Source organism: Terriglobia bacterium (assembly GCA_020072645.1).
In the GTDB taxonomy this organism is placed as follows: Bacteria; Acidobacteriota; Terriglobia; order Terriglobales; family Acidobacteriaceae; genus Angelobacter.
The window spans coordinates 55,662-80,177 of the sequence record JAIQGK010000005.1 but is presented as its reverse complement, the minus strand read 5'-3'; the positions used below and the strand labels follow the sequence as shown (position 1 = coordinate 80,177).

Below are 24,516 nucleotides of genomic sequence, written 5' to 3'. Positions count from 1 at the left end.
CTTAACTTTTAAAGTCAGAACTGGGGCTGCCTTTACTGAGAATTGGCCTTTAGCAGAAGCTTTTTCGCCCTTTGGCGGGCGATATTGAGGACGGTGCTGTCCTGGGCGATGCTGTCCAGCGTCGGCTGTATGATTTGCAGTTCCGCCAAGTTGTGGCTTTCGGCGGCATCTTCCATCGCCTTCAGCTCTTCTTCAAGACCCAGTTTGTCAAAGCGATGCAAGTACACCAGTTTGCGACCATGCTCAATGGTGTTGGAAATTCCTGAAAAAAGATTCGTGATCTCCTCAATCGCCTTGTTCTCTGAGTAGTCGTACGTTGTCGTAAAGTGGCGCACCGGATCGGAATAGGTCAGGGTCTTTTTTCCCGTGCTGGCGACAACGTGTTTTTTATAGCTGAAATCGCCATTGAAATACTTGGCTTCTCTGGCATCGTCAAAAAGCTTTTTCTGGTTTCGCGACGATAGAGTGAAGTCGAGCAGGTAATCCGGATCTGCTCCCGTTTGGTCTGGCGGCGTAAACGGATTGCGTGAGATGTACCTGGCTGGACCGGTGGACTGCACTGTAATAGTCACGTCCTGCGGCTTGTAAGCTTCCCACACGCGATCAAATGTGATCGTGGGCAGAACAGGATTCTGTTGCGCATCTTGCCCACACAATGCCAGCGCTGCCGGCAAGGCCAGTAAGAAGAGAATAAGCGCTGTTCGTTTCATCGCGACACCGCGGCATAGCGATTATTAGTAGCCGCCGTATGAATGTGGCAAATCGCGATGGCCAACGCGTCTGATGCATCCGTGGGCTCGGGTGGCGCGGCTAAATTTAAAAGCCGCGTGACCATTTGCTGCACCTGGAACTTGTCCGCCCTCCCGTAACCGACGACAGCGGACTTGATCGAAAGCGGCGAATACTCCGCCACCTGCAAACCCGAAGTCGATGCGGCCAGCATGGCCACGCCTCGCACCTGTCCCAGCTTGAGTGCGCTTTTTACGTTCACAGCGTAAAACACATCTTCAATCGCCATAATTTCCGGCTGGTGCTTTGCGATGATGGCCGTAAGATCAGTGAAAATTTTCTCCAGCTTGGCCGCCATCGGCGTGCCCGATTTCAGTTTGATGGCGCCATTCACATGGCAAACCAGCTTTCGCTCAGACGTTTCTTCCACCACACCAAAACCGGTGTATTCACTGCCGCAATCGATTCCCAGGACACGCATTGAAGAAAGTGTACTACTAATTTTCGTGTCGTTTCGCTCCAAACCGCTAAACATTCTGGGAAGTATGGAACTCTTTTGCGCACCTGCTGGCAGCGACTCGGCGCGCAAGCCGGCCTCGCCGCTTTTCGTTCTTGCCTTATTGCTCTGGCCTTGGAGATAATGCCCCGACGAAATCTATGAAAGGAAGGAAGCACCATGATCACACTTCTGATTCTTGCAGCGGCAGCGTGGATCGGCGGAGCCGGTCTGGGCGTATAGGCTTGGCCTTGGGGGACACAGCTTGATTTGCAGCCTTGTTCCTAAACTGGGTTCCCTTAACTCTTTGCCAAAAACTGTCAACGTCCTCTGTTTAAAGCGTCGCCGCGGCGCGTTCTCGCTCTAATGATTGTGTTCGAATCCGCGCAAATCCGCGTTCATCCGCGGTAAGGTTTAGGCTTCACTTTCCTGCATTTTCAATTTCATACTGAACAATTGCCTTCACTTGTTCATAGGGGATTCCTGTCACAGCATCCAGCGGCCGTCCGTTCACAAAGATCGCCGGCGTCCCCATCACTCCTACTGAGTCGCCCAACTCAATGGATTGCTTCACGCGCATTTCGGTCGCTGGAGCTGTGGCGCATGCAGAGAGCTTTTCCGCATCCAGACCGGACGCCGTGGCAAGTTCTTTCAGCTTATCGTCGGCAATGGCCAGCGCAATCGAGTTCTGGATCTCATAGACTGCTGCAATAAACTTCCATCCGGCATCATTGCCCTGTTGTCCGGCGCAGTCAGCGTATTTTGCCGCCTTCATCGCCCAGGGATGCGAGTTCGCCAGCGGATATTGCTGAAAAATGATCCTCATGCCGGGAAAATCAGCCGCAAGCTTTTCCAGCACGGGCTGCGCATCTTTACAGTGCGGGCACTGCAGGTCACTGAATTCCACCATGGTAACCACCGGCTTGGCGGGACCTCGCACCACACCTTTGGCTGTGCTCAGACGCTCCCGCATGCCTGCGTACGGATCAGGACCAAACGGCTGCATGTCTCCATCAATCGCGAAGCGACCGTCTGCCGTGAGGAACAAATGATGAAACTCGCCTTTCAATTGCAGCAGCACTTCGCTCATCCCCGGAACCACGGATCGACGCACCAAAAAGATCTTCCACTGTATGGACGGATCATAGCCGTAAATGCGCTTTAATGCTGCATCTACGTCAGCCGCTGTTGGAGTCTGTACCGCTGTTGCCGGAGCATGTTTCTTTTCTGCCTTGGACTTTTGTCCCGCCGCGCCGACAACCGGCAATACCAGAGACATCAACAACACCAGAATTTTCATATTCCATCCTCCGATCCTGCAATAGGACAGCCAATTATGCGTGACAAGGTAAAAACATCTCGCGAGGACTAATGCTGGCTTGAGCGATATTTCTTAACGATTTCTTTTTCAACAGCATCGCGGCTTTTTCACCATGGCTGCATCGCGTTCGCGTGTGAACTCTTGGTAGCTCGCTCTCGACCTTGACGCGTGTGTCCGCAGCAGGAAGCGATCATAGGCAGACTCGTCAAAGATTTCGCGGAACGTGGCGCGGATTGTCTGCAACGCAGTTACCAAAACATTCTTCAGTGTTTCGTATGAACTCCCTGACGCTGTATGTTCAGGAACAATCTTTGTCGGGGTCCTTCGACTCGGCGTCGCATTCGCTCCGACTCGCTCAGGATGACAGATATAAGCTGCATGGCCTATCTTCGAGCCATAAAAGCTGTTGGCTGCTTCGCCAACCAACCCATCATATGCGTTCCCCGAATCACCCGATCTTTCTCCGTGTCTCTGTGTCTCCGTGGTAAGTTTTTTGAAATTTTCTCCGCGCCTCCGCGTCTCCGCGGTGAACTCGCCTTTTCGATCACCCGATCTCCCGATCACCAGATCACCCGATCTATTCATAGCGCTTCCTCCGCATATTGCGTCGCCACAAATGGCGCTTCCTGCGTTGCCGGCTTACGACGCCCGGAGATCACGCTGATCCACTGCATTCCGGACTCAATCACGATCACGCTGACCAGAACCACCAGAAGCCCGCAGACTGCGGCATCAAGCTGGTCATTAAAGATTCTGCGTTGCAGCCCTTCCATGGCCGGCCCGGCGGCCAGTTGGCGCGCGTGCGCCAGCAATCCGATCAGAGGGTTGGGATCGAACACTTTATGCCATGACGCCGCAAACGTCACGGCCACCAGCCAGGCAAGGGGCGCAAGCGTCACCCATATATAGCGGGAGCGTCCCAACTTCACAATGATTGTCGTCGCCACGCAAAGCGCCACCGCCGCCAGCAACTGGTTGCAGATGCCAAAGAGCGGCCAGAGCGAGTTGATTCCGCCCAGCGGATCGCGAATGCCCTGCCACAGAAAATATCCCCACGCCGCCACTGTGATTGCGCTGGTGGCAACAATGCTGGGATACCAGCTCGTTCGCCCCAGCGGTTTCCAAATATGGCCAAGAGCATCTTGCAGCATAAAACGCGCCACGCGCGTGCCGGCGTCGAGCACGGTGAGAATAAACAGCGCTTCAAACATGATGGCAAAGTGGTACCAGATGGCCATTACCGCCGTGCCGCCCAGGCTGTCAGAAAAAATCTTGGCCATGCCCAGCGCAAACGCCGGAGCGCCGCCGGTGCGGAAGAAAAGCGTCTTCTCGCCCACGTTGTGCGCCAGCAGGGCCATCTGATCGGCCGTGATGGGAAATCCCCAGTTGCTGATTGTCGCCACGGCAGCCGCTGGATTTCCGCCGACCATACCCGCGCCGCTATTCACCGCCAGATATGTTCCCGGCTGCAGAGTGCATGCGGCGATCATCGCCATGATTCCGACAAATGATTCACACATCATTGCGCCGTAGCCGACCATGCGCGTCTGCGTTTCGCGGGCAATCATCTTGGGTGTGGTGCCGCTTGATATAAGCGAATGAAATCCGCTAATGGCCCCGCATGCGATGGTGATAAACGCAAATGGAAAAAGATTGCCGGCAAAAACCGGGCCGCTGCCATCAATAAAGCGCGTCAACGCGGGCATCTGCAACGTGGGGCGAACCAGCACAATCCCCAGCGCAAGAATGGCCACGGTGCCAAGTTTCACAAACGTGCTGAGATAGTCGCGTGGCGCCAGCAGCAACCAAACCGGCAGAGCCGACGCGGCAAAACCATAAACGATGATAAGAATCGCCAGCGTGGTCCCGGCAAATGTGAATGCCCCGGCATGCGTGGATTGTGAAATCCACTGTCCGCCAAAGATCGCCGCAACCACCAGCAGAAAGCCGAGCACAGAAGCTTCCAGCACGCGTCCCGGGCGCAGATAGCGCAGATAAACGCCCATCAGCAGCGCAATGGGGATCGTCATGCCAATGGTGAAAGCGCCCCACGGGCTGTCTTTGAGCGCGTTCACGATAATCAGCGCCACCACGGCCAGCAGAATAACCAGAATGCTAAGCACGGAGATGAATGCCACGGTGCCGGCGGTCTTGCCGATTTCTTCGCGCGCCATCTGGCCCAGTGATTTGCCGTCGCGCCGTACGGAGAAGAGCAGAATCACAAAATCCTGCACGCATCCGGCAAAGACCGCGCCAACCAGGATCCAGAGCGTTCCCGGCAGGTAGCCGAATTGCGCGGCCAGCACCGGCCCCACCAGCGGTCCCGGCCCGGCGATTGCGGCAAAGTGATGCCCGAAGACCACCCATTTATTGGTGCGGACAAAATCGCGGCCGTTTTCCAGGCGCTCCGCCGGAGTCGCACGCATGGCGTCAAGCGCCAGCACCTTGGCGGCGACGAACTTTGAATAGAACCTATAGCCCAGCGCATAGCTGCACAGGGCGGCCAGCACGAGCCACATCGCATTGATAGGTTCGCGCCGATGGAATGCGATTGTCGCCAGAGCAAGCGCGCCCGCCGCACCTACCGCCAGCCAGATCAGAATCTTGCCGATCTTCATGACATTTCTCCGCGGTTATTCTGCCTAAGGTGAGGGCAATGCGCAATGTCGATCCTTTATGGCAGGTGCTATCCTGACTCAGACGCAAAAAAAGGACTGACATGCAAGGCGGCGCCATCCAATGGAATTTCTTTTAAAGTTGATGCGAATGGGACATACGATCCTGGGCATCACTGCGCCTCCTCCAGAGCACGAGCGCGCCTACCTGCTGGGATGGATCGTGTCCCTTTTGCTGATCATCGCATTCACTGTTGGGGTGGTGCTTTTTCTTGTTCCTCGAATCATGGGCTAAGGCCCGGCAGCATCCATTAGAGCACTGCACAAGCCTGAAATTGCGGAACACCCCTTTTCCTGAAACCCTCATCTAACCCAAGCAACAAGGGAGAAACTCCTATGAATACCATGGTTGCCGCGCTTGGTCTTGGACTCATTCTGGGAAACGGTTTCATTCTGGGGAACGGAGTTGAGCAGATACAGCAGGGCGCAAGCCAGACCGTCCAGGCGACTTCCCCGCAGGCTTCTCCTCAGTCGCCCACGGTACAGCAGATTCCGGTAAGCCCCATCGGCGTGCCGACTAACGGCGTGCAGATTACCCATGGGCCAGTGGTTGAAAACGTGACGGACACGACTGCTGAGATCGCATGGTCCACCAACGTAAATTCTGGAACAGCCCTGCACTATGGCACCGATCCAACGCATCTGGACCAAACCGCCGGTATGCCGTGGGGCGGGTTCACTCACAGGGTCTTGATCAAGAACTTGAAGCCGAATACCACATACTATTTCAAGGCTGAGTCAGGGCAGGCTCAGGGCACTGGGACGCTGGCCGAGGCGGCACAGGCGTCCTTCCAGACGAAACCAGCGGGTGCGACTGCTGAGAAGTAAAATCCCGTCTACTAGACAGGATGTAGTAGACTGGCGCGGTGAACATGGATCTCACATTCGGCTTACTTTGGATGGTATAGGCGGCGTCCATTTCTATCGCTTTTTCCGCCGCGATCTCGATTGGTCGATCTACCTGGGAATGTTATTCATTGGCGTTGGCATAGCGCACCTGGTTTCATACGCCAGGTTGGTTCATCACTAAGCAGAACGACGCCCTGCCTGAATCGCTCCCGCCTGCCGAGGCAACCGCTGAGAAGTAAAATCGCGGGCGAGTAGGCGTGTTGTTATAAAATAACGCCGTGAACCTGCATCTACTATTTGGCTTAATGTGGATCGTCATGGCTGGAATCCATTTTTATCGCTCTTATTCCGGTGTAATGTCGATGGGAATAGTTACGCTCGCGACCTCAGCCCCCGTTAACATCAGTAAGAGGAACCGGGTAATGCGGATCGTTCTCGGAACCGCTTTCCTCGGCATTGGTATTTCACACTTAGTTTTGTACGCAAGACTTGCCCATCATTAAGATGAACCGGCAACTAAGCAGAACGACGCCCCGCCTGAATCGTTCCCGCCTCCATGCGAGCTTTCAGCCGTCCCGTAAACATCAAGCCAAGCATTCTGAAATCGCTGATCAATGACCAGAACGGATGTCCGAACGTTGCCGGCTTGTTGCCTTCAATCAGGAAGTGTCCAATCCACGCAAAAGCGTACGATATTACCGGCCACAGCAGCGCATACCATGGATGTCCAACGGCAAAAGCCACTATCAGCGTAGCCAGTCCAAACAAAGTGCCTACTGCGTGCATGGCGCGGTTCCGCGCATCGCTATGCTCGTGCAGGTAGAAGGTGAAGAAATCTTCGTAGCTGGCGAATTCCTGTGGCGGCATCAATTTGTCCTTGGGCTTGCGGAAAATGGGTGAGAACTGGTCGCTGGAATTCTACTATGCGCTGTAAAAAAACTGCCGCTGCCTGCTGCCGCCTAGGCCGCCTTCTTGCTGGGACGGATTTGCTCCATGGTGCACTGCTCCGGCTTCTTTTCTGGACGCCAGCGTAGAAATTTTGTTCCATGGCGAAAACGTCCGCCGGAAAAATGGTCGTACTGAAACTCGCCAACCAATTTCGGCTTGAGCGGGAACCATTCCGTATCGCGAGCATCGCGCGTCCAGCGGCTGGGACCGCCGGGAGCTTTGCCGGAAATCCTTCGCCGCCCATGAATGGCTTGAGAATCGACTTCAGTTTGCTGCGCTCTTCGCGGGTAAAGCTGGCGCTGAAGCCAATGTGATCCAGTTCGCCATTTTTGTTGTAAAGACCCAGCAGCAGTGAGCCTACTTCTTCAGTTGGTCTTTTCTTGGCGCTCGCCGACTTCGCACCTTTCTTAGGCTGTTTAGCTTCGTCATTGGAGTCTTTTGCTCGCGCCCAGCGGAAGCCGCCGACCACGCAATCCGCCGTGCGAATGCGCTTGATTTTGACCATGCCGGTCCGCTCGCCGGACATGTATTCGCAATTCAGGCGCTTGGCGACTACGCCATCCCATCCGCTGGCAGCGCCTTCTCGCATCCACTTTTCCGCTGTGGCAAAATCAGCGCTGGCGGGCGAGAGCATGATGCGCGCGCCAGCATTTTTCAAAGTTTTTGTCGCTGCCTTTTTGCTGGACCTGCTATGAGGCTCTGCGCCGATGTTAGCCGCCGCAAATTCCTGCAACGCCATCCGTCGAGCGGAGAGCGGCTTGCCAGCCAACGAACGGCCTTTCTCGTCGACAAGAAGATCAAAGACCATGTAAGTTGAAGGCGTTTCCTGTGAGAGCCGCTGGATGCGGCTGGCGGCGGGATGTATGCGCTGCAACAGCGCGTCAAAGTCCAGACCTGCGCCGCTACGAATCACGATTTCGCCATCCAGCACGAATTTACGCGCGGGCAAGGCGAGCAGGGCAGCAACAATCTCAGGAAAATACCTTCCCAAAGGCTGACCAGCCTTGGACTGCAAAATCACTTCATCGCCCAGGCGAAACGCCAGACAGCGGAAGCCATCCCACTTTGGCTCGTAGAGCCAGCCGGATTCGTGCGGCAAAGAATCTACCGACTTAGCTTCCGCCGGCGGATATGGCGGCTGGATTGGCAGATTGAGTTTGGGAAAAGCCTGGGTAAGCTGTTCAGCGGGAACAGCAGCCGATCCGACATCGGCGGGGTTGCGTTTGCGTGGCGAGGCCATGCCAGTTTGATGCGAAACGCCACCAGTGGCGCAGTCCGTTTGAGGCACCTGATGGCTAGTGAATCACCCGCCCCCAGGAGTAAAACGCGGAAAGCAGGATCATCTCCAGAATGGCCAAGGCGTAAAAAACCACTCTTACTCGTTTGTTATTTGTCATATGTCTGAAGAATGGCAGTTTCGCATATCCTTGCAAGCCAATTACTTAAGTTTTGTAAAATGCAGTTCGTCCCACATGCGGAAAAAGTGCGATCTTGCCAGAGATTTAGGGTTTTTACCGGTATTTCCTGCCTGTTCACCCCTTAGATTCGTCTGGTTTTAGCTGATTGTTTCAGGCTGGCAGCCGTCCTATAATCGGCATCCTCTGGTCGTTTTCTTGAAGCATCAGGTTGGATAAAAGGTGTTTGGCCTTCAGTGAGGTGGCGGAAGCCGCCGGGAACTGATATCTAGAGTGTAACCCGATGAAAAAGCACCTATTTACCATCCTGATCGGCGCCGCGTCGATGGTAACTGGCAGCCCAGCCCGAGCCCAGAACATCGTTGCCACACACGATGCCTATGGCCACACCATCTGGGTCGCCAGCGACGAGGCCAAGCCTCAATCCGCTCCGCAGACCACAGAGCCTCAAACCGCTGTTCCTGAATCCCAGAAAGTCCAGCAGACAGCGCCTGTAACTGCCAGGCAGCCCGCTTCCGCTGCTCACGTGGAAGCCTCGCCTTCACGTTACAGCGGGCTGGTTTACTGGAGTCACAAGGAACATCGCTGGGTAGCCGTTCCTCTGGCGACTTCCGCCACCATGAAGGCCGCCCGCAGCGCTGCCCGCGAAGTAAATGACATGGTTGCCGTACCCTTCAGCAGCAGTGACAGCCGCGCACTGAAACATGCGCGTCCAGTCGATCTGAAGTCAGCCAACCTGACAGAGACGCGGCCTGTGGACTCAGTCACGGTAGATAAGGCGATTGATGCAGCGGCGGAGCGGCATGGCGTGGATCCGAACCTGGTACGCGCCGTGGTGAAAGTGGAATCAAACTTTAATCCGCATGCGGTTTCCAGCAAGGGCGCCATGGGGCTGATGCAGCTCATGCCGTACACGGCGAAGTCGCTCAACGTGGATAACGCGTTTGATCCGCGCCAGAACATTGACGCCGGAGTTCGCCACCTGAAGAGCCTGCTGGAAAACTATAATGGGAACGTGGAACTCTCACTGGCGGCCTATAACGCCGGCAGCGGAGCGGTAAGAAGGAGCGGCGGCGTTCCTCCTTTCCGCGAAACGCGTGACTATGTAAAAAAAATCACGGAGCTTTACCACGGAGCGGCCCTGCGGCCCCGCCTGGTGGAGACCCGTGACGCAGATGGTCACCGCGTATTTTCCAACAACGAATAACGCGGCTTCGGGTTTATTCTGTAAGGTGCTTTTGAAATAGCGGTAATGAACATCGGACCTCTCACGCGGAAAACGTTCGCTTGCGCACTGGCCTGCCTTTTGCTGTCGCCAGTAAGCACGTTTGCGCGCACCGTCGCTCAGAAAAAACAAGCTGCCCGCACCCAGTTGGAAACCGCCGAACGCATGCGCGACTCGTTGGAGAGCAAGCCGGAAGCGCAACGTACCAAAAAAGATTTCCAAAAAGTAATCGAAGCTTACCGCAAGGTCTATTACACTGCGCCCAGCCTGGCCAAAGCCGATGTCGCCGTACAAGCCGTGGCGGAGTTGCTTGAAGACCAGGGCCGGCTCCTCAACGATCCTAAGAGTTTTAAGGATGCGATTGGCCAGCTTGTCTTTCTGCGTCGTGAATATCCCGGCAGCAAGTTCCGCGCAGAAGCGCTATTCACCATCGGCGAAATTTATCGCGACGATCTTGATGACGCAAAACAAGCCAAGGCGACGTTTGAAGATTTCGTAAAGCATTATCCCGGCAATTCACGCGCGCAGGAAGCGCGCAAAGCCATTGCGGAAATCGATAATCCGTCCGTGGCAAAAAGCCCTTTCCAGGCTAAAGCGCCCCGGCAACGCCCGGGACGTCAGAAGACTCTGCGCGCATCCGAAGACGCCCCTAAGCCTCCTGTTGCCGATGACACGCCTGACGCTCCTGCGCAGCCGCAACAGCAGGACGCCGCTGTTGTAACCAATGACGCACAGCCGCATCGGCTTCCCCGGCTCACGGGCATACGCCACTGGTCCACTGGAGACTACACGCGCATAGCCATTGATCTGGAGCAGGAAGTGAAGTACCAGTCCGGACGCGTGCCGCATCCTGACCGGATCTTCTTTGATCTTTATGGCACCAAGCTTGCACCGGAACTGGTGGGAAAAAGCTTTGAAGTGGATACTGGCTTCCTGCACAAAATCCGCGTGGCGCAATACAAGCTCGGCATGGCGCGCGTGGTGCTGGATGTTGATGATGTGGCTGAATACTCGGCGTTCCTGCTGCCCAACCCTTACCGGCTGATCATCGATATCCACGGCAAGCTGCCGCCGAATAAGCTGGCAAAAAATAAAGAGCCAAAGACCAAGCCGCAGGAAACCAAACCACCCGCGCCTGAAACGCAGCCATCCGCAGTTGACGACAACTCCGGACAAGACGTTACCGTGACCAACATTAAGCCATCGGATGATAAGTCAATTCCCTCGAAGGCAACTGGAACTCAGTCCGCCGAAGCGCAGACTGCGGATGCCGGAAAGTCCGTCCCAATCAAAGGCCACGGCAAGGATAAAGATAAAGACAAAGAACGGGTGGTGCCGCAGACGCCTGCTGAGACGGCCAAGGTTATTACGCCGAAAATTGCGGTCGACGAAAGTGTAATAGAAGATTCCAGCCGAGCTGCCGGCGAGCCCACGAGCGGCCCGACGTTTGAATCGATTGCGCCGAAAGAATCCAGCAGAAATAAAAAGACCAATGTTGATGCGAGGTCGCGCAACTCCGCCACAATTACAGCGACTACTCGCACAGCAGCTCCCAACGCCGCCGGCGAACGTTCTCTCATCCGGGCGCTGGGACTGAAGATCGGCAAGATCGTGGTAGACGCCGGCCACGGCGGACATGATACCGGCACCATCGGCCCTAACGGCCTGGAAGAAAAAGACCTGGTCCTCGATGTGGCGCTGAAGCTGGGTAAGCTGCTGGAAAACAAACTAGGCGCTGAAGTGGTTTACACCCGCGACGATGATACGTTCATTCCGCTGGAGACGCGGACCGCGATCGCCAATAAAGAACAGGCGGACCTGTTTATCTCCATTCACGCCAACTCTTCTGACGATCCCACAGCGCGCGGAGTGGAAACGTATTACCTGAACTTCACCAGCCGGGCCGACGCGCTGGAAGTGGCGGCGCGTGAAAACGCGGTGTCGGAAAAATCGATCCATGAATTGCAGGACCTGGTAAAGAAGATCGCGCTCAAAGAAAAGATTGGCGAATCTCGCGAATTTGCTTCTGACGTGCAGCGGTCGCTCTATGCGGGGCTGAGCGCCAAGAGCCCCAATCTGCGCAATCGCGGCGTGAAGAAAGCGCCGTTTGTGGTGCTGATCGGCGCCAACATGCCGTCGATTCTGGCGGAGATTTCTTTTGTCAGCAATCCTGATGACGCCAAGAAGCTGAAGACCAATGATTACCGCCAGCGAATTGCCGACTCGCTCTACAAAGGCGTTTTCAAATATGTGAATAGCTTGAGCGGTATCAAAGTGGCGTCAAAGAATAACGGCTCCAGCTTTAGCGGGGATGATTCAACATCTGTAGCGGCGGCGAAATAAATCTTTCCAATCTGGAGCGTTTCCTGAGTTGCTGTATCCGCTGCACACGTCGCGGTTAGTGGTCCATCTCACCCCCGCGACGCGCTATCCTGAGGTAAGCCACGCGAAATGCAAAGTGCTTTGACACCGTTCCCGCGAAGCCGAAGGATCGGCTCCGCTGCACAATAGGGTTATTCAGGACTGCTCGGAGGATCGACGGCCCTGAAAAAGAGCGGATCCTTCACCTCGCATCCGGAGCATGGTAAAGCAACACAAGAAATCGTGCTCGGTTCAGGATGGCGCATTCAAGAGAATAGAGATAGGTGATTCTTGATACAGGATTTCTTGGGTCTGCTTTAAACAGCCAGCGGTTTCAGATCAGGTTCGATCCACTTCTCTTTCGCTTCCTGTGAGTCAATTCGCTCACGGCTGTAATATTCGAATGCAAGATTTTTATCGCTGAGTTTCTCCTGGATCTTCCTCACTGACTGCTCCAGACATTCGCTGCGATCCATATGCCGTTCGACCTGTAGCAGCCAGAAGCGCGTCAGAGTTTCATGGTAGAGACCGCTCATTCCATGGTGCGCCGCGAAACGTTTCAGGTTGCTGCGCATGCGATCCATAGCCGTCTCTAGATCGGACGCATACAGGTAAACCACGGCTACAGCCAGATGATCACGATGATGAAATTCCTCTTTCCCCAGTAGGCAGCGCTCAAGGCGGTCGACCAGCGTAAGGATCTCGGCGTCAGTCATTTATCGGCTCCAAAGAAAAACGCCCGCCGGCAAAGAACCGACGGGCGTGATTTGTGTTCATTTCCAGAATAGCTAAGGATTCAGCAGAGATCAAGTATTGTTCCGAGTATCCGCCGCCCAATCTCAGCAAGCACGTTTTTCCACAAGCTTTCAGGCCGGCTTTTCACAATTCTTTAACCTGACATTCACACGGCGGCATTGTTCTGCTCGTAGATTTCTCCGTTACCTTAATCGCCCTCCGAGGAGAATTTATGCATACGAGCAAATCCCGCTTTTTTCTACTGATGGTACTCGCACTTGCCGTCAGCTCACTCTCGTTCGCCCGCGATGAAGACAGCCGTGACATCAAGCACGTGCTTCTCATCAGTGTGGACGGCATGCACGCGCTCGATCTGACGAACTACATCGCCGCACATCCGGGCTCAACCCTGGCGCAACTCAGCGGCCATGGCATCACCTACACGAACGCATCTACGCCATATATCTCTGATTCATTCCCTGGCCTGGCTGCGCTGGTTACCGGAGGGTCGCCGACAACGGCCGGGCTTTGGTACGACGTTAGTTTCAACCGCAAGCTTTCTCCTCCCGCGCAGACCACGGGAACCGGAATCCCGGGAGGCGCCAACCTTTGTCCCGGCACAGTGGGCGCGGCGTTGGGATACGATGAAGGCGTTGATTTCGATCTTTCGCGCCTCGATGCTGGCGGAGGCATCAACCCGGCGAATCTCCCTCGCGATCCGAGCAATGGCTGCCAGCCCGTTTTTCCGCACCAGTATCTGCGCGTCAATACAATCTTCAATGTTGCGCGCGAAGCCGGCCTCTATACCGCCTGGATCGACAAACACCCGTCGTATGAATGGGTCAACGGCCCGAGCAATCATGGGACGAATGACTTCTTTGGACCGGAGATCAACTCTGCGGTAGTTCCCCTGAACGTTGCTCCTTTTGACGTACCACGCTGCCACACCATTCCTGATCCCGCCCATACCGATGACTGGACCAAAAGCACACTGAACATCACCTGCTATGACGAGATCAAGGTAGACGCCGTCCTTAATCAGATTGACGGCTTCACTCACGACCGCACCAAGCATGCACCAGTCCCCGCGATCTTCGGCATGAATTTTCAGGCCGTGAGCGTGGGACAGAAACTCAAAGGCGCGGGCTACACGGATGTTCTGGGAACGCCCTCTGCATTGCTGGCAGGTGACCTGGATTTCGTTGACCAGTCGCTTGGCCGGATGGTAAGTGAACTAAAGCAGAATGGCTTGCTTGACCAAACATTGATCATCGTAACGGCCAAACACGGCCAATCGCCCATCGATATTCAAAAACGCACGCCAATCGATGACGGCCTGCCCGCTTCCACTGTGGGCTCATCCTATGCTTTTGATATTTCCGACGATGCCTCTCTTATCTGGCTGAAAGACCCATCTTTCACAACCGGCGTGGTCGCCAATCTGAGTACGCCCGCGAACCAGGCAGCGCTTGGGATTCAGGAGATATTTGCGTTGCAATCGATGGCCAACAAATTCAACAGCCCCCTGCATGACGAACGTACTCCTGACATTCTTCTCAAGGTCAACACCGGCGTGATCTTCACTACCGGATCCAAAATCGCCGAACATGGAGGCATGAATGAGGACGATGTTCACGTGGCGCTCCTGCTTTCAAATCCCTTGCTGAAATCGAAACAGGTAAAGACGCCGGTGCTTACGCAGCAGGTAGCACCTACCATTCTCCGCAGTCTGGGTCTGGATCCTGATCGGCTGGATTCTGTCCGTGCTGAACAGATTCCAGTGCTTCCGTTCTTCTTCTCAGCGGACGAAAACTAACCAGAACTTTTACAAATGATTGCGGCTCCCATGCTCCAGGGAGCCGCTTTTCATTTCATCACGCGCGCAATGGTCCTCGAGATTCCCTAAGCTCTACACAGGTGGAGACTGCGTTGGCCTTCCCACTCACTCACTTGGGACTATTCTTTCCTGCTACCCTCTTCAGTAGATCTACTTTAGGGAGTAACACCATGGTCTTCAGTCCGCGCCGCGCATCCTCAGTAGTGTGGTCTTTATTGCTTATTGCGCTATCAGTCCCGAGTCAGAACGTCGCCCAGACACCTTCAGCAATTGCAACAGCGGCAGATGTGCCATTGCAGCTCACGGCTGAAGATTACGCCCGTTCCAACGAGATGCGGCCACCAGTCCTCAGGGAGAAACTAAAAGTAGCATTTTTAGTCCCACACTGGCTCGGTCAGCAAGATGAATTCTGGTATCAGCGCGGTACAGCAAAAACTCACGAGTTTATGCTTGTGAACGCGGCGACTGGGGCCGCGCATCCTGCGTTTGATCATCAGGCATTGGCACAGGCGTTTACAAAAGCTGCCGGAGTTGAGACGTCCGCGGACACTTTGCCATTCGAGGATGTTACATTCAACGCTGATCGCAGCTCGATTCGCGTCCGCGTTCAGGACAAAGACTACGATTGCCAAATCAAGCCTCCTGTTGAATGCTCCGCCGGGAAGCCGGTTTTCCCCAAGCCGTCCGTCGAGATCAGGTTCTTTTCCCCGACAGCTAAAAGCCACGTAGCAGACCCAAACGAAGGTGTGCTGATTTCCCCAGACACTAAATGGGGAGTCTTCACCCGCGGCAACAATCTGTGGCTGCGGAATGTCAAGAGTCGACAAGACCGGCAGCTCACGCATGACGGCGTGGAACATTTTGGCTATGGCACCTACCTGGGTATGTATGAAGATGCGTCCATTCCGCGTGAGCGAGCAGTGGCCGCCGGGCATCGCCTTGTTCCCATGGCGTCTTACTGGTCACCAGATTCACGCACGGTCATTGTTCCCCACGCAGATGAGCGCCACGTCGCGGATTATCCATATGTTGAAACCGTGCCCGCCGATGGAAGCTTTCGTCCAAAGTTGCACATGGTTCGAATGGCCCTGGCTGGCGAAAAGCCGCCGACTCTCGAATGGTTTGCTTTCGATGTTCCCAGCGGAAAAGGCACGCGCCTGAATTTTCCTTATGACAAGCTGCTGGCCGTGGACCCAGACGGCTTCCCTATCCGCAAAAAGTGGTGGAGCCCTGATGGACGTCATCTGTACGCCGTAGCGGTTGGCGACAATATGGAATCGGGGTTCTTGTTTGACGTTGAGCTGGCGACGGGCAAAGTGCGGACGATCGTAGAAGAACACATGAGCCCGCGAATGGAGATGAGCTCAGGCTCCTGGGATTCTCCTGACGTCTGGATCAGCGCTGACGGCAAAGATGTGATCTGGTTTTCTGAGCGCGATGACTGGGGACACTTCTATCTTTATGACGGACAGACAGGCAAGCTGAAAAACCAGATCACCCATGGCGAGTGGCTGGTGCGTGACATTATCAAGGTTGATCAGGAAAAGCGGCGCTTGTACTTTACGGCGTCAGGCCGAGAAGGAGGCAATCCTTACTATCGCTATCTATACCGCATCAATTTTGATGGTTCAGATCTGGTGTTGCTCTCGCCTGAACATGCTGACCATATGCTTACCAGCCAGGATGACAGACCGATTACGCTTGATAACGTTTTCGGCTACGATGTCATCTCGCCCAGCGGCAAATTTGCCGTCTTTAGTTTTTCTACTCCCGATCAACCGCCGCAAACGGTGATTCGCTCCACCGACGATGGAAAGCTCATCTCAACTCTTGAGAAAGGCGATGCCAGTGCTGTGCTTGCCGCGCATTATCGTCCGCCGGAAGAATTTGTGGCCAAGGCCGCGGACGGCAAGACCGATCTCTGGTCATTGATCTATAAGCCCAGCAATTTTGATCCGACAAAACGCTATCCGGTCATCGATCTTGAATATGCCACGCCGGTTACTGCTGTGGTGGCTCGAAACTTTCTCCATGCCACCAGCGGTGTGCCCTCTCTCCCCACCAGTGCAATGCTGGCTGAGCTGGGATTCATTGTGGTTGCAATTGACGCTCGTGGAACTCCTTACCGCTCCCGCCAGTTCTCTCAGGCTGGGTATGGCCAGCTCAATATTATGGGCCTTGATGATCACGTTGCCGTGATTAAAGAAATGGCCGCGCGCCTGCCTTACATGGATATCAACCGCGTGGGAATCGTTGGCGGTTCTTATGGCGGCTGGAGCGCTTTCTGGGGCATGCTGGATTTTCCTGACTTCTTCAAGGTCGGTGTGGCACATATCCCTCCCGGAGGCATGCAGAATGTGTATCCATGCGAAGAGTGGTATGCGTACCAAGGTGTGCCTGTTTACAGCGACGGCAGTCATCTTCGTCCCAGGCCTGACGAAGTGCCGGAGAATTGGAAGGTAATAGACATGCGGCAAAAAGCCGCAAAGCTCAAGGGCCATCTGCTGGTTCTGATGGGCGAACTTGATGAAAACGTGCCGCCCGGCTCAACCAATCAATTTCTGGAGGCATTGATAAAAGCTGATAAGGATTTTGATCTGGTGTACCTGCCGGGGGCCGCTCATCGCACGCAATTTCCCCAATACACTACGCGGCGCACCGAGGATTACCTGGTGCGTTACTTGATGGGCGCAACCCCGCCGGCACGCTGAAGATGCTAAATTAATGAGGCGGAGATAACGTCGCATTGATGTAAGAAACGTGGGGCCGTACAAGCCAAACCAGGAGTTAAAGTACTTAAACCTTTTCCGCTTCGCGCCACTGCCGCACTTCATCGTCGACGGAGAACGGATTGCCTCCGCCTTGGCTGAAGCGGTTTTCCAGCGCATGCGCCATCTTCTCCAGGGGAATTTCTTGATAACTGCCACCCTGAATAAATCCATTGACGAAGCGTGCAGCAAACTCTTTGAGGTCCATCTGTGCATATTGCGCCACACGCACAAGCTCATGGAAGAGCAACGCATCCGTGAATTCCTGATGAGAAACGATCACGTCCACAAAGGTGATTGCCGTCATATCGGCGAAATCCGGCAGGTTGCGAATACCCATCATCTTGGCCATGGCATACATGGAAGGATTCGACACGCGAGTACCGCGCAAAACGCAAAGCCGCGCTGAATCGAGCACTGCGGATGAAAAGAAGGGCTGCACGGCGGCGCGCTGCGAGTCCGTCAGCGGGAAGGCTTGAGACGCATATTTTTTGCGGCTGCTCGTGACGTAATCCTCAACCATGTTGGCCAGTTGAGCGGTCATTGCGGGAGGCAGGTTTTTGAGATCCATGCGGAAGCAGGTTCTATCGGGACATTCCAGGGTATTCAATCATCAACTCAAGCCATGTAGACGATAGCTGCAGCAGTTTGCCGATCAAGAGCTCAAACGCACAGGGGCCCGCCTGGGTGCTATGGCCTTTCCCACTGAAATAATTAGAAGGCTTATCAGCAACGTACTCAGCACGAACACGGGGAATCGCCACGCGAACCAGATCATCACCAGTCCCACGAAGAAGTTTTCGTAGCGCTTGCCTCCCATGCCGGCCACAACAATACAGAGCAGGAGCGCGCCGAACACGAAAACGGGAAACAGGAAAGCGCCAATCAACACGGCCAATCCCACAAAGAAGTCCACTATCGTCGGGCGGGATTTCTCAATGGTCCGATTCTCTGCCATGGGTTCTCCTTTCTTGCTCTTACAGGGACCCGTCTATATCTATGCTACTCCCATTTCCGCTGCAATTCTCTCGGTTACAAAAGCTTCAATCACGTCGCCCTTCTTTACGTCATTGAAGTTCTGGAGGTTGATACCACACTCCATGCCGTTGCGCACTTCGCTGGCATCGTCTTTGAAGCGCTTGAGCGAGCCGACTCTGCCTTTGTAAACCTGCACGCCGTCGCGCACCAGGCGAACATCAGAATCGCGCTTGATGATGCCGTCGAGCACATAGCAGCCGGCAATGGTGCCTGCCTTGGGCACACGGAACGTGTCGCGAACTTCGGCGCGGCCCTGGTAGGTTTCCTTGATGACCGGATCGAGCAGGCCAAGCATGGCTTTCTTGATCTGGTCCTGAAGCTCGTAAATGATCGAGTGCAGGCGGATATCGATCTTTTCCATGTCCGCCAGTTCCTGGGCTTTGCGCTCCGGGCGCACATTGAAGCCGATAATCACGGCATTTGAGGCTGACGCCAGCAGCACGTCATTTTCATTGATGGCGCCCACACCGGTATGAAGAATTTTGATCTTCACCTTTTCATTGGAAAGCTTGGTCAGCGTATCGGCCAGAACTTCCGACGATCCCTGCACATCGGCTTTCAGGATAATCGGCAGTTCTTTCATGCCGGCAGTCTTGATTTGCTCGGCCAGGCCTTCCAGGGAAAGCTTGGAACTCTTGGCCAGCGTGGCTTCGCGGGCGCGCTGTTCACGGTACTCGGCAATCTGGCGCGCCTTTTCGCGGTCGGCAACCATCAGAACGTCGCCCGACTGCGGCAAGCCTTCGAGTCCCAACACTTCAACCGGAGTTGAAGGCGGCGCTTCTTCCACGGCCTTGCTGCGATCGTCAAACATGGCGCGCACTTTGCCAAACGTGTTGCCGATGATGAAGTTATCACCCACGCGCAGCGTGCCGTTCTGTACCAGTACGGTTGCCACCACGCCGCGGCCGCGATCGACCTTGGCTTCAACCACGGTGCCCGTTGCCGGACGCTCTGGATTGGCCTTGAGGTCCTGCAGATCGGCCACGAGGCAGATCATTTCCATCAGCAGATTCAGGTTCGTGCGCTTCTTGGCGGAGACATCCACAAACACCGTGGTGCCGCCCCAGTCTTCCGGCATCAGTCCGCGATCAGCGAGTTGCTTCTTCACGCGATCAGGCAAGGCATCTGGTTTATCGATCTTGTTCACCGCAACGATGATCGGAACCTTCGCGGCTTTGGCGTGGTCCATGGCTTCCAGCGTCTGCGGCATCACGCCGTCATCGGCTGCGACAACCAGAACAACAATGTCCGTGACTTTGGCGCCACGGGCGCGCATACGCGTAAACGCTTCATGACCCGGCGTATCCAGGAACACGATTTGCCGACCGAAGGCCGGTGAATCTTCCTTGGTGATCTTTACTTTGTAAGCGCCGATATGCTGCGTGATTCCACCAGCTTCACCGCCCGCGACGTCGGTTTCACGGATGGCATCGAGCAGCGACGTTTTGCCGTGATCGACGTGGCCCATAATCGTAACCACAGGCGGGCGCGTAACCGCGGCAAGAGCGGCTTTTTCTTCGGTCACGCCTGTCAGCGCTGCCATTTCCTGCGCTGCCTGATCTTCAAAGCTGATGGACTCAGACTCAGCGCCAAAATGCCGCGCCAACTCTTTGGCCAGTTCGAAATCGAGGCTCTGGTTCACTGTGGCCATTACACCCTTCATCAGCAGGCGCGCGATCAAATCCTTGGCGCGCACGCCCAGCTTTTCCGCCAGGTCTTTTACGCTGATGCCTTCGCCAATAGTGATGGATCGGGTGATAGGAAGCGGCTCGTTCGACAACGCCAGGCGCGGCGGTGGAACAAAGCCCTTCATCGTGCCTTCTTTTTCTCGCGGGATATAAGGCTGGCCTGGACGGCGCGTTGGCCCACCCGGACGTGCCGGTCTTCCCGCAGGCGGCGGTGGGCCACCTGGGCCTACTCCGCCCATTCCAGGACGCGGCGGATAGCCACCCGGACGCGGAGAGCTTGTTGGGTGCGGACCCCGACGCTGTTCGCCTGGCCTGCCTTGATACGGTGGACGCGATCCCGGAGGACCACCGGGACCTCCCGGTCCACCTGGACGAGGCCGCTGAAAAATTGGCTGTCCGCGAACCACGCCCTGCGGACGCTGTCCTGGCCCGCCCTGACCCTGCATAGACCGTGTGCCCGGGGCTCCCTGCATTGGGCGGCCTTGTGGGACGCTTGGCGCAACGGCGCGCGGCGGCGGCGCTGTGTATACCGGACGAGGCCCTGTCTGCGGCGTAATCATTCTTCTCTGCTGCACGATTGGCTGGCCTGGCACGGGTTTGGTGGAAGGAGGCGCGGGCGGAGCCGCTTGTTGACTCGCTTCTGCCGCTGGAGGCATTGCAGGCGGTTTTTGTGCTGCTGCCGGCGGTGGCGTAACCACAACTGTTGGAGGCTGTGCAGGCGGCGTGACCACTACTGCGGGCGGAGCGGCTGGCTTTTCAACTGGAGGAGGCGCAACCACTGCCGGCGTCGTCGGCTTAACCACAGGAGGTGTAACCACAGCACTTCTTTCCGCTGCCGGAGCAGCCGGTTTTGTAACCACAACAGCCGGCTTTTCTGCCGATGGCGGAGCTGCCGCAGGCGGCGCAGCTTTCACTGGCGCCGGAGGAGCAGCGGGCGGAGCGGTAACGGCAGGCGCTTTGACCGGAGGTGCGGGCGGATGATTTTGCTGCTGCTCTCTTTCTCTGAGCAGCCTTGCTACGTCGCCAGGTTTCGAAATCTTGGAGAGGTCGATCTTTGGTTTGACCTCTGTCGCGAGAGTTCTTTCCCGCGAAGACGAGCCGGATCTGGCCGAAAAATGCTTTCGTACCCGTACCGCTTCATCTTCCTCAATCGAGCTTGAGTGGGTTTTTTTCTCGGTCACGCCCACCTCCGGCAAAATATCCAAAATTACCTTGGCTTTTACCTCAAGCTCTCTGGCCAGATCATTGATTCGAATTTTCATCCGCTCTCTATTTCCTCCGAGTACCTGTTACGCGATCATAATGACCTCACGGTTTTTTGCCTTGAATCTCACTACGAAAGTTCTTCTTCCGATTCTTCATCGGGCTTTGCCAGTTCCGGCTCTACCAACCCTGCATCCACTGGCTGATCTTCCCCGTGCGTGTGCACTTCTGCCACGTCTGCGTCGGGTGCATTCTCTACTCCGGCGATCGCAGCGGCTTCACTGCTCTGGCCTGTCTCTACCGCTTCGGCATACTCCGTCGCTGCGTCTTCAGCGGCTGCAATTTCAGCCACTGGCTCGGCAGCCGCTCCGCCTTCCACAGCGGCTGTTTCACCGGCTTCCGGTACGGCGGCCGCGGGACTTGTTTCAAGGGTAGAGAAGTAATTATTCACCGCAATGCTGATTTTTTCCACTGTTTTAGGGCCTACGCCGGGCACTTCTTCAAGCTGCTCAGGCGTCATGTCGGCCAGGGCCTCCACCGTGGAAATGCCCGCTTCATTCAGCTTGCCGATCAGCGCCTCACCCAGATCAGTCACCTTTTCCAGTGGCGTGGACTGTTGCGTGGTCAGCGATTCCATCTGCTGTTCCACTTCCTGGCGCTTCTCTTCTTCGCTCTTGATGTCGATTTTCCAGCCCAGCAGCTTGGCCGCCAGCCGCACGTTCTGCCCTTTCTTGCCGATGGCAAGCGAGAGCTGGCTGTCGTCCACCACAACTTCAAGGTGCTTATCTGCCTGGTCCACCACGGTCACGCGGCTTACCTTGGCCGGTTGCAGGGCTTTCTCCGCAAACGTCACCGGATCTTCGTGGTATTCAATAATGTCAATCTTTTCGCCGCGCAGCTCGCGGATGATCGATTGCACGCGCATGCCTTTCATGCCGACGCATGCGCCCACGGCGTCCACGTCCTTGTCGCGTGACATCACGGCAATCTTGGTCCGCTCACCGGCTTCACGGGCAATGGCCCTGATCTGCACCGTGCCGTCGTAAATTTCCGGTACTTCTGTCTGGAACAGGTTCTGCACCAGTTCCGGCGCGGCACGAGAAACAACCACGGCAGGACCTTTAGAATTTTTATCGACGCGCACCAGCACCGCCCGCACGCGCTCGCCCACTGAGAACGATTCCAGTCGCGACTGCTCTTTCTTTGACATGCGAGCTTCAGCCTTGCCGATGTCAAAGATCACATCCGGCCCTTCAATGCGTTTTACCGTTGCGTTTAAAACTTCACCCACGCGCCCAATGTATTCGTTGTAAACAGTATCGCGCTCGGCTTCACGGACTTTCTGGAAAATGATCTGCTTGGCAATCTGCGCTGAGATGCGGCCCAGCCCTTCCGTCGATTTCAGGAAGCGAACTTCGCCGCCAACTTCGGCATTCGGATCAATCGCTTTGGCTTCATCCAGGGAAATTTCCAGTTGCGGATCTTCAATGTCATCTTCTGAGGGCAGAATGCTCTTCACCGCATACACGCGGATCATGCCGGATTCTTTGTCCAGTTCGCCCTTCAGATTTTCCTGGCTCTTTTCCTTCTTGCGAGTGGCCGCAACTATGGCGTCTTCCACCGCGCTCACCACAATTTGCGGATCAATCCCCTTTTCCCGGCTCAGGGCGTCAATCACGTTATAAATTTCACTTGCCATAAGAAAACGGTCCTTAATTATTGCTTGCTGAAATTTCTGTTCCCTAAATCTCGGGTACCAGGTTCGCCTTTTCCACGTTCGCCAGCTCTATTTCAAACTGTTGCACCGGCTGGGCGTGTCCCGGCTTCGGCTTTTTCTTGCCCGGAATCGTTTCCAGAATCAGCTTTCCTTCTTCAAATCTTTGCAAACGCGCTTCAAAATGCCTGTTCCCATTTACCGGCTCGCGCGTCGTCAGCTTTACTCTGCTGCCGGTAAAGCGCCTGTAATCTTCCGGCCTCTTTAGCGGCCTATCCAGCCCCGGTGACGAAACTTCCAGCGTGTAAGACGGGCCGCTTACTGCATCTTCCACGTCCAGGATGGTCGATACATCCCGGCTGACCATGGCGCAATCTTCGTGCGTTACGCCTTCCGGCTTGTCGATGGTGATTCTTAAGGTGCGCGCTTTGCCGCCGCCCCGTAATTCCACATCCACAACTTCTATGCCTTGTGCCGTGGCCACGCGGCCAGCAATTTCGCGAATTGTGTTGAGGTCTGCCGCCATCCACTTCCGAACACGTTACTTGGTGAAGCTTGGTTTCTCCCCAAAATAAAAGTGGGCAATCCGCCCACTGGTACGTTCGCCGAATTGGGGACATCTAACCCACTCAGATCCGGGGTCCCCGACTGGCACGCCTTGCGCCTGTTGGGGTGGAGACCACCCTTCGGCCTGAGCCGAAACCAGCTACCACTTCCTAATAATACGCCCAATACTCGCAAAAAACAATGTATATACGCCTGTAAAACTGCACTTATTGCGGATTATTAAGCCCGCCAACCCCTTTGTTTACTGGCAGTTCCCGCCACGTCTCGTAAGGCGACTTTTTCACCCATCAGCGCTAGCTAATCTTTCTTTCCCATCAAGCCGATACGGTCAGCGCCTGCATGGTGCGTAATATCCACTGCCTGCGCCACATATTCAAAGTCAACTTCGGGATCGCCTTTCACAAAAGCCACCCGGTCGACCCTGAGCTTGAATACCGCCGTAAGTCGGGATTCAAGGGCATCCCAGGAAACTTCTTCCTGGTTGATCTTTAGAAGAGGCCGTTGGCCTTCTCCAACGTCTTTCAATTGGATGACAATCGGCGTCTCAAGATTCGTGGTTTTGCTTTCGATACTCGGCTGCGGGACCAGCGTCTTCTCGCCCCACTTGTGCTCGGGCAGAATCACCATAAAAATAATCAGCAGGACCAATAGAACATCAATCAGCGGCGTGACGTTGATCTCACACGACTGCGTGCTGCGCGCTCCAACCATCATTGACATGGCTCGGCTCCTTAGCGCGGGATTGCGTTGACGATCCCACTTGAGTTTTGCGCGCTGCACTAATTGACACTTCACCCGTGCTAGATGTTCCCGGACAAATGACAGGAACCCGAGCCGCGAATTTCGCGAATAAACACGAATCTAAAGAACATTGCTCTGCCTAAACTGTCTCAGGTTGAATAAACCTGACCCTTTTGTATTTCCTGAATTCGCGTTTTTCGCGTTTA

Annotated in this window: 19 protein-coding genes and 1 pseudogene; 6 read left to right on the top strand and 14 right to left on the bottom strand. The window is 55.3% G+C overall.

Annotated elements, in window-relative coordinates:
* Positions 1–32: 32 nt before the first annotated feature.
* The 5 genes from LAO76_08870 to LAO76_08850 form a co-directional block, all read right to left on the bottom strand.
* Positions 33–710 carry a hypothetical protein gene (locus tag LAO76_08870; GenBank protein MBZ5491029.1) on the bottom strand — a complete coding sequence of 226 codons (678 nt, stop codon included), beginning with the start codon at positions 708–710 and terminating at the stop codon, positions 33–35.
* Positions 707–1,210 carry a crossover junction endodeoxyribonuclease RuvC gene (gene ruvC, locus LAO76_08865; GenBank protein MBZ5491028.1) on the bottom strand — a complete coding sequence of 168 codons (504 nt, stop codon included), beginning with the start codon at positions 1,208–1,210 and terminating at the stop codon, positions 707–709. Before ruvC ends, LAO76_08870 begins: the two co-directional genes overlap by 4 nt.
* Before the next feature lie 436 nt (positions 1,211–1,646).
* Positions 1,647–2,525: a DsbA family protein gene (locus LAO76_08860; protein MBZ5491027.1), complete on the bottom strand. Its 879-nt coding sequence runs from the start codon at positions 2,523–2,525 to the stop codon at positions 1,647–1,649.
* Positions 2,526–2,633: 108 nt separating this feature from the next.
* Positions 2,634–3,131, bottom strand: a complete 498-nt coding sequence (locus LAO76_08855) for a hypothetical protein (protein ID MBZ5491026.1) — start codon at positions 3,129–3,131, stop codon at positions 2,634–2,636.
* Positions 3,128–5,164, bottom strand: a complete 2,037-nt coding sequence (locus tag LAO76_08850; GenBank protein MBZ5491025.1) for a carbon starvation protein A — start codon at positions 5,162–5,164, stop codon at positions 3,128–3,130. Before LAO76_08850 ends, LAO76_08855 begins: the two co-directional genes overlap by 4 nt.
* A gap of 121 nt (positions 5,165–5,285) precedes the next feature.
* Here LAO76_08850 and LAO76_08845 point away from each other — a divergent pair, with 121 nt between their 5' ends.
* Together LAO76_08845 and LAO76_08840 are read left to right on the top strand one after the other, a co-directional pair.
* The gene (locus tag LAO76_08845; GenBank protein MBZ5491024.1) at positions 5,286–5,456 is read left to right on the top strand and encodes a hypothetical protein; all 171 of its coding nucleotides are present in this window, start codon (positions 5,286–5,288) and stop codon (positions 5,454–5,456) included.
* 101 nt (positions 5,457–5,557) lie between these two features.
* The gene (locus tag LAO76_08840; GenBank protein MBZ5491023.1) at positions 5,558–6,049 is read left to right on the top strand and encodes a fibronectin type III domain-containing protein; all 492 of its coding nucleotides are present in this window, start codon (positions 5,558–5,560) and stop codon (positions 6,047–6,049) included.
* A gap of 537 nt (positions 6,050–6,586) precedes the next feature.
* On the opposite strand, the gene LAO76_08835 is transcribed toward LAO76_08840, so the two are convergent.
* Both LAO76_08835 and LAO76_08830 read right to left on the bottom strand, forming a co-directional pair.
* Positions 6,587–6,937 carry a DUF962 domain-containing protein gene (locus LAO76_08835; protein ID MBZ5491022.1) on the bottom strand — a complete coding sequence of 117 codons (351 nt, stop codon included), beginning with the start codon at positions 6,935–6,937 and terminating at the stop codon, positions 6,587–6,589.
* 92 nt (positions 6,938–7,029) lie between these two features.
* Positions 7,030–8,258 (bottom strand): annotated as a pseudogene (locus tag LAO76_08830) (ATP-dependent DNA ligase).
* Between the two features lie 794 nt (positions 8,259–9,052).
* Between LAO76_08830 and LAO76_08825 the strand changes: the two are divergent.
* Together LAO76_08825 and LAO76_08820 are read left to right on the top strand one after the other, a co-directional pair.
* Positions 9,053–9,640 (top strand): lytic transglycosylase domain-containing protein, encoded by a 588-nt coding sequence (locus LAO76_08825; protein MBZ5491021.1) that lies wholly within the window; start codon positions 9,053–9,055, stop codon positions 9,638–9,640.
* A gap of 45 nt (positions 9,641–9,685) precedes the next feature.
* Positions 9,686–12,001, top strand: coding sequence for an N-acetylmuramoyl-L-alanine amidase (locus LAO76_08820; protein ID MBZ5491020.1), 2,316 nt, complete (start codon positions 9,686–9,688; stop codon positions 11,999–12,001).
* A gap of 335 nt (positions 12,002–12,336) precedes the next feature.
* Here LAO76_08820 and LAO76_08815 read toward each other — a convergent pair whose 3' ends face one another.
* Entirely contained in the window at positions 12,337–12,735 is a 399-nt protein-coding gene (locus tag LAO76_08815; protein MBZ5491019.1) for a hypothetical protein, read from the bottom strand.
* A 251-nt stretch (positions 12,736–12,986) separates the two neighbouring features.
* Here LAO76_08815 and LAO76_08810 point away from each other — a divergent pair, with 251 nt between their 5' ends.
* Both LAO76_08810 and LAO76_08805 read left to right on the top strand, forming a co-directional pair.
* Entirely contained in the window at positions 12,987–14,570 is a 1,584-nt protein-coding gene (locus LAO76_08810) for an alkaline phosphatase family protein (GenBank protein ID MBZ5491018.1), read from the top strand.
* A 191-nt stretch (positions 14,571–14,761) separates the two neighbouring features.
* Complete coding sequence (locus LAO76_08805; protein ID MBZ5491017.1) at positions 14,762–17,302, top strand: DPP IV N-terminal domain-containing protein; 2,541 nt, start codon at positions 14,762–14,764, stop codon at positions 17,300–17,302.
* Between the two features lie 85 nt (positions 17,303–17,387).
* Here the strand turns inward: LAO76_08805 and LAO76_08800 are convergent, their stop codons facing one another.
* The 6 genes from LAO76_08800 to LAO76_08775 form a co-directional block, all read right to left on the bottom strand.
* Entirely contained in the window at positions 17,388–17,930 is a 543-nt protein-coding gene (locus LAO76_08800; protein MBZ5491016.1) for a hypothetical protein, read from the bottom strand.
* A gap of 84 nt (positions 17,931–18,014) precedes the next feature.
* On the bottom strand, positions 18,015–18,317 hold the full coding sequence (locus LAO76_08795) for a hypothetical protein (protein MBZ5491015.1): 303 nt from the start codon (positions 18,315–18,317) through the stop codon (positions 18,015–18,017).
* Positions 18,318–18,356: 39 nt separating this feature from the next.
* The gene (infB, locus tag LAO76_08790; GenBank protein ID MBZ5491014.1) at positions 18,357–21,347 is read right to left on the bottom strand and encodes a translation initiation factor IF-2; all 2,991 of its coding nucleotides are present in this window, start codon (positions 21,345–21,347) and stop codon (positions 18,357–18,359) included.
* Positions 21,348–21,418: 71 nt separating this feature from the next.
* On the bottom strand, positions 21,419–22,987 hold the full coding sequence (gene nusA, locus LAO76_08785; protein MBZ5491013.1) for a transcription termination factor NusA: 1,569 nt from the start codon (positions 22,985–22,987) through the stop codon (positions 21,419–21,421).
* Between the two features lie 43 nt (positions 22,988–23,030).
* Positions 23,031–23,528 carry a ribosome maturation factor RimP gene (locus LAO76_08780; protein ID MBZ5491012.1) on the bottom strand — a complete coding sequence of 166 codons (498 nt, stop codon included), beginning with the start codon at positions 23,526–23,528 and terminating at the stop codon, positions 23,031–23,033.
* Between the two features lie 338 nt (positions 23,529–23,866).
* Positions 23,867–24,289 (bottom strand): biopolymer transporter ExbD, encoded by a 423-nt coding sequence (locus LAO76_08775; protein ID MBZ5491011.1) that lies wholly within the window; start codon positions 24,287–24,289, stop codon positions 23,867–23,869.
* Between the last annotated feature and the right edge of the window lie 227 nt (positions 24,290–24,516).

Excerpts from the sequence above, each read along its gene's own strand:
- ruvC (MBZ5491028.1), bottom strand. The coding sequence starts at position 1,210 with ATGCGTGTCCTGGGAATCGATTGCGGCAGTGAATACACCGGTTTTGGT.
- LAO76_08780 (MBZ5491012.1), bottom strand. The coding sequence starts at position 23,528 with ATGGCGGCAGACCTCAACACAATTCGCGAAATTGCTGGCCGCGTGGCC.
- nusA (MBZ5491013.1), bottom strand. The coding sequence starts at position 22,987 with ATGGCAAGTGAAATTTATAACGTGATTGACGCCCTGAGCCGGGAAAAG.
- LAO76_08800 (MBZ5491016.1), bottom strand. The coding sequence starts at position 17,930 with ATGGATCTCAAAAACCTGCCTCCCGCAATGACCGCTCAACTGGCCAAC.
- LAO76_08860 (MBZ5491027.1), bottom strand. The coding sequence starts at position 2,525 with ATGAAAATTCTGGTGTTGTTGATGTCTCTGGTATTGCCGGTTGTCGGC.
- LAO76_08815 (MBZ5491019.1), bottom strand. The coding sequence starts at position 12,735 with ATGACTGACGCCGAGATCCTTACGCTGGTCGACCGCCTTGAGCGCTGC.
- LAO76_08795 (MBZ5491015.1), bottom strand. The coding sequence starts at position 18,317 with ATGGCAGAGAATCGGACCATTGAGAAATCCCGCCCGACGATAGTGGAC.
- LAO76_08845 (MBZ5491024.1), top strand. The coding sequence starts at position 5,286 with ATGGAATTTCTTTTAAAGTTGATGCGAATGGGACATACGATCCTGGGC.
- LAO76_08840 (MBZ5491023.1), top strand. The coding sequence starts at position 5,558 with ATGAATACCATGGTTGCCGCGCTTGGTCTTGGACTCATTCTGGGAAAC.
- LAO76_08820 (MBZ5491020.1), top strand. The coding sequence starts at position 9,686 with ATGAACATCGGACCTCTCACGCGGAAAACGTTCGCTTGCGCACTGGCC.
- LAO76_08775 (MBZ5491011.1), bottom strand. The coding sequence starts at position 24,289 with ATGTCAATGATGGTTGGAGCGCGCAGCACGCAGTCGTGTGAGATCAAC.
- LAO76_08855 (MBZ5491026.1), bottom strand. The coding sequence starts at position 3,131 with ATGAATAGATCGGGTGATCTGGTGATCGGGAGATCGGGTGATCGAAAA.
- LAO76_08825 (MBZ5491021.1), top strand. The coding sequence starts at position 9,053 with ATGAAGGCCGCCCGCAGCGCTGCCCGCGAAGTAAATGACATGGTTGCC.
- LAO76_08870 (MBZ5491029.1), bottom strand. The coding sequence starts at position 710 with ATGAAACGAACAGCGCTTATTCTCTTCTTACTGGCCTTGCCGGCAGCG.
- LAO76_08835 (MBZ5491022.1), bottom strand. The coding sequence starts at position 6,937 with ATGCCGCCACAGGAATTCGCCAGCTACGAAGATTTCTTCACCTTCTAC.
- LAO76_08810 (MBZ5491018.1), top strand. The coding sequence starts at position 12,987 with ATGCATACGAGCAAATCCCGCTTTTTTCTACTGATGGTACTCGCACTT.
- infB (MBZ5491014.1), bottom strand. The coding sequence starts at position 21,347 with ATGAAAATTCGAATCAATGATCTGGCCAGAGAGCTTGAGGTAAAAGCC.
- LAO76_08805 (MBZ5491017.1), top strand. The coding sequence starts at position 14,762 with ATGGTCTTCAGTCCGCGCCGCGCATCCTCAGTAGTGTGGTCTTTATTG.
- LAO76_08850 (MBZ5491025.1), bottom strand. The coding sequence starts at position 5,164 with ATGAAGATCGGCAAGATTCTGATCTGGCTGGCGGTAGGTGCGGCGGGC.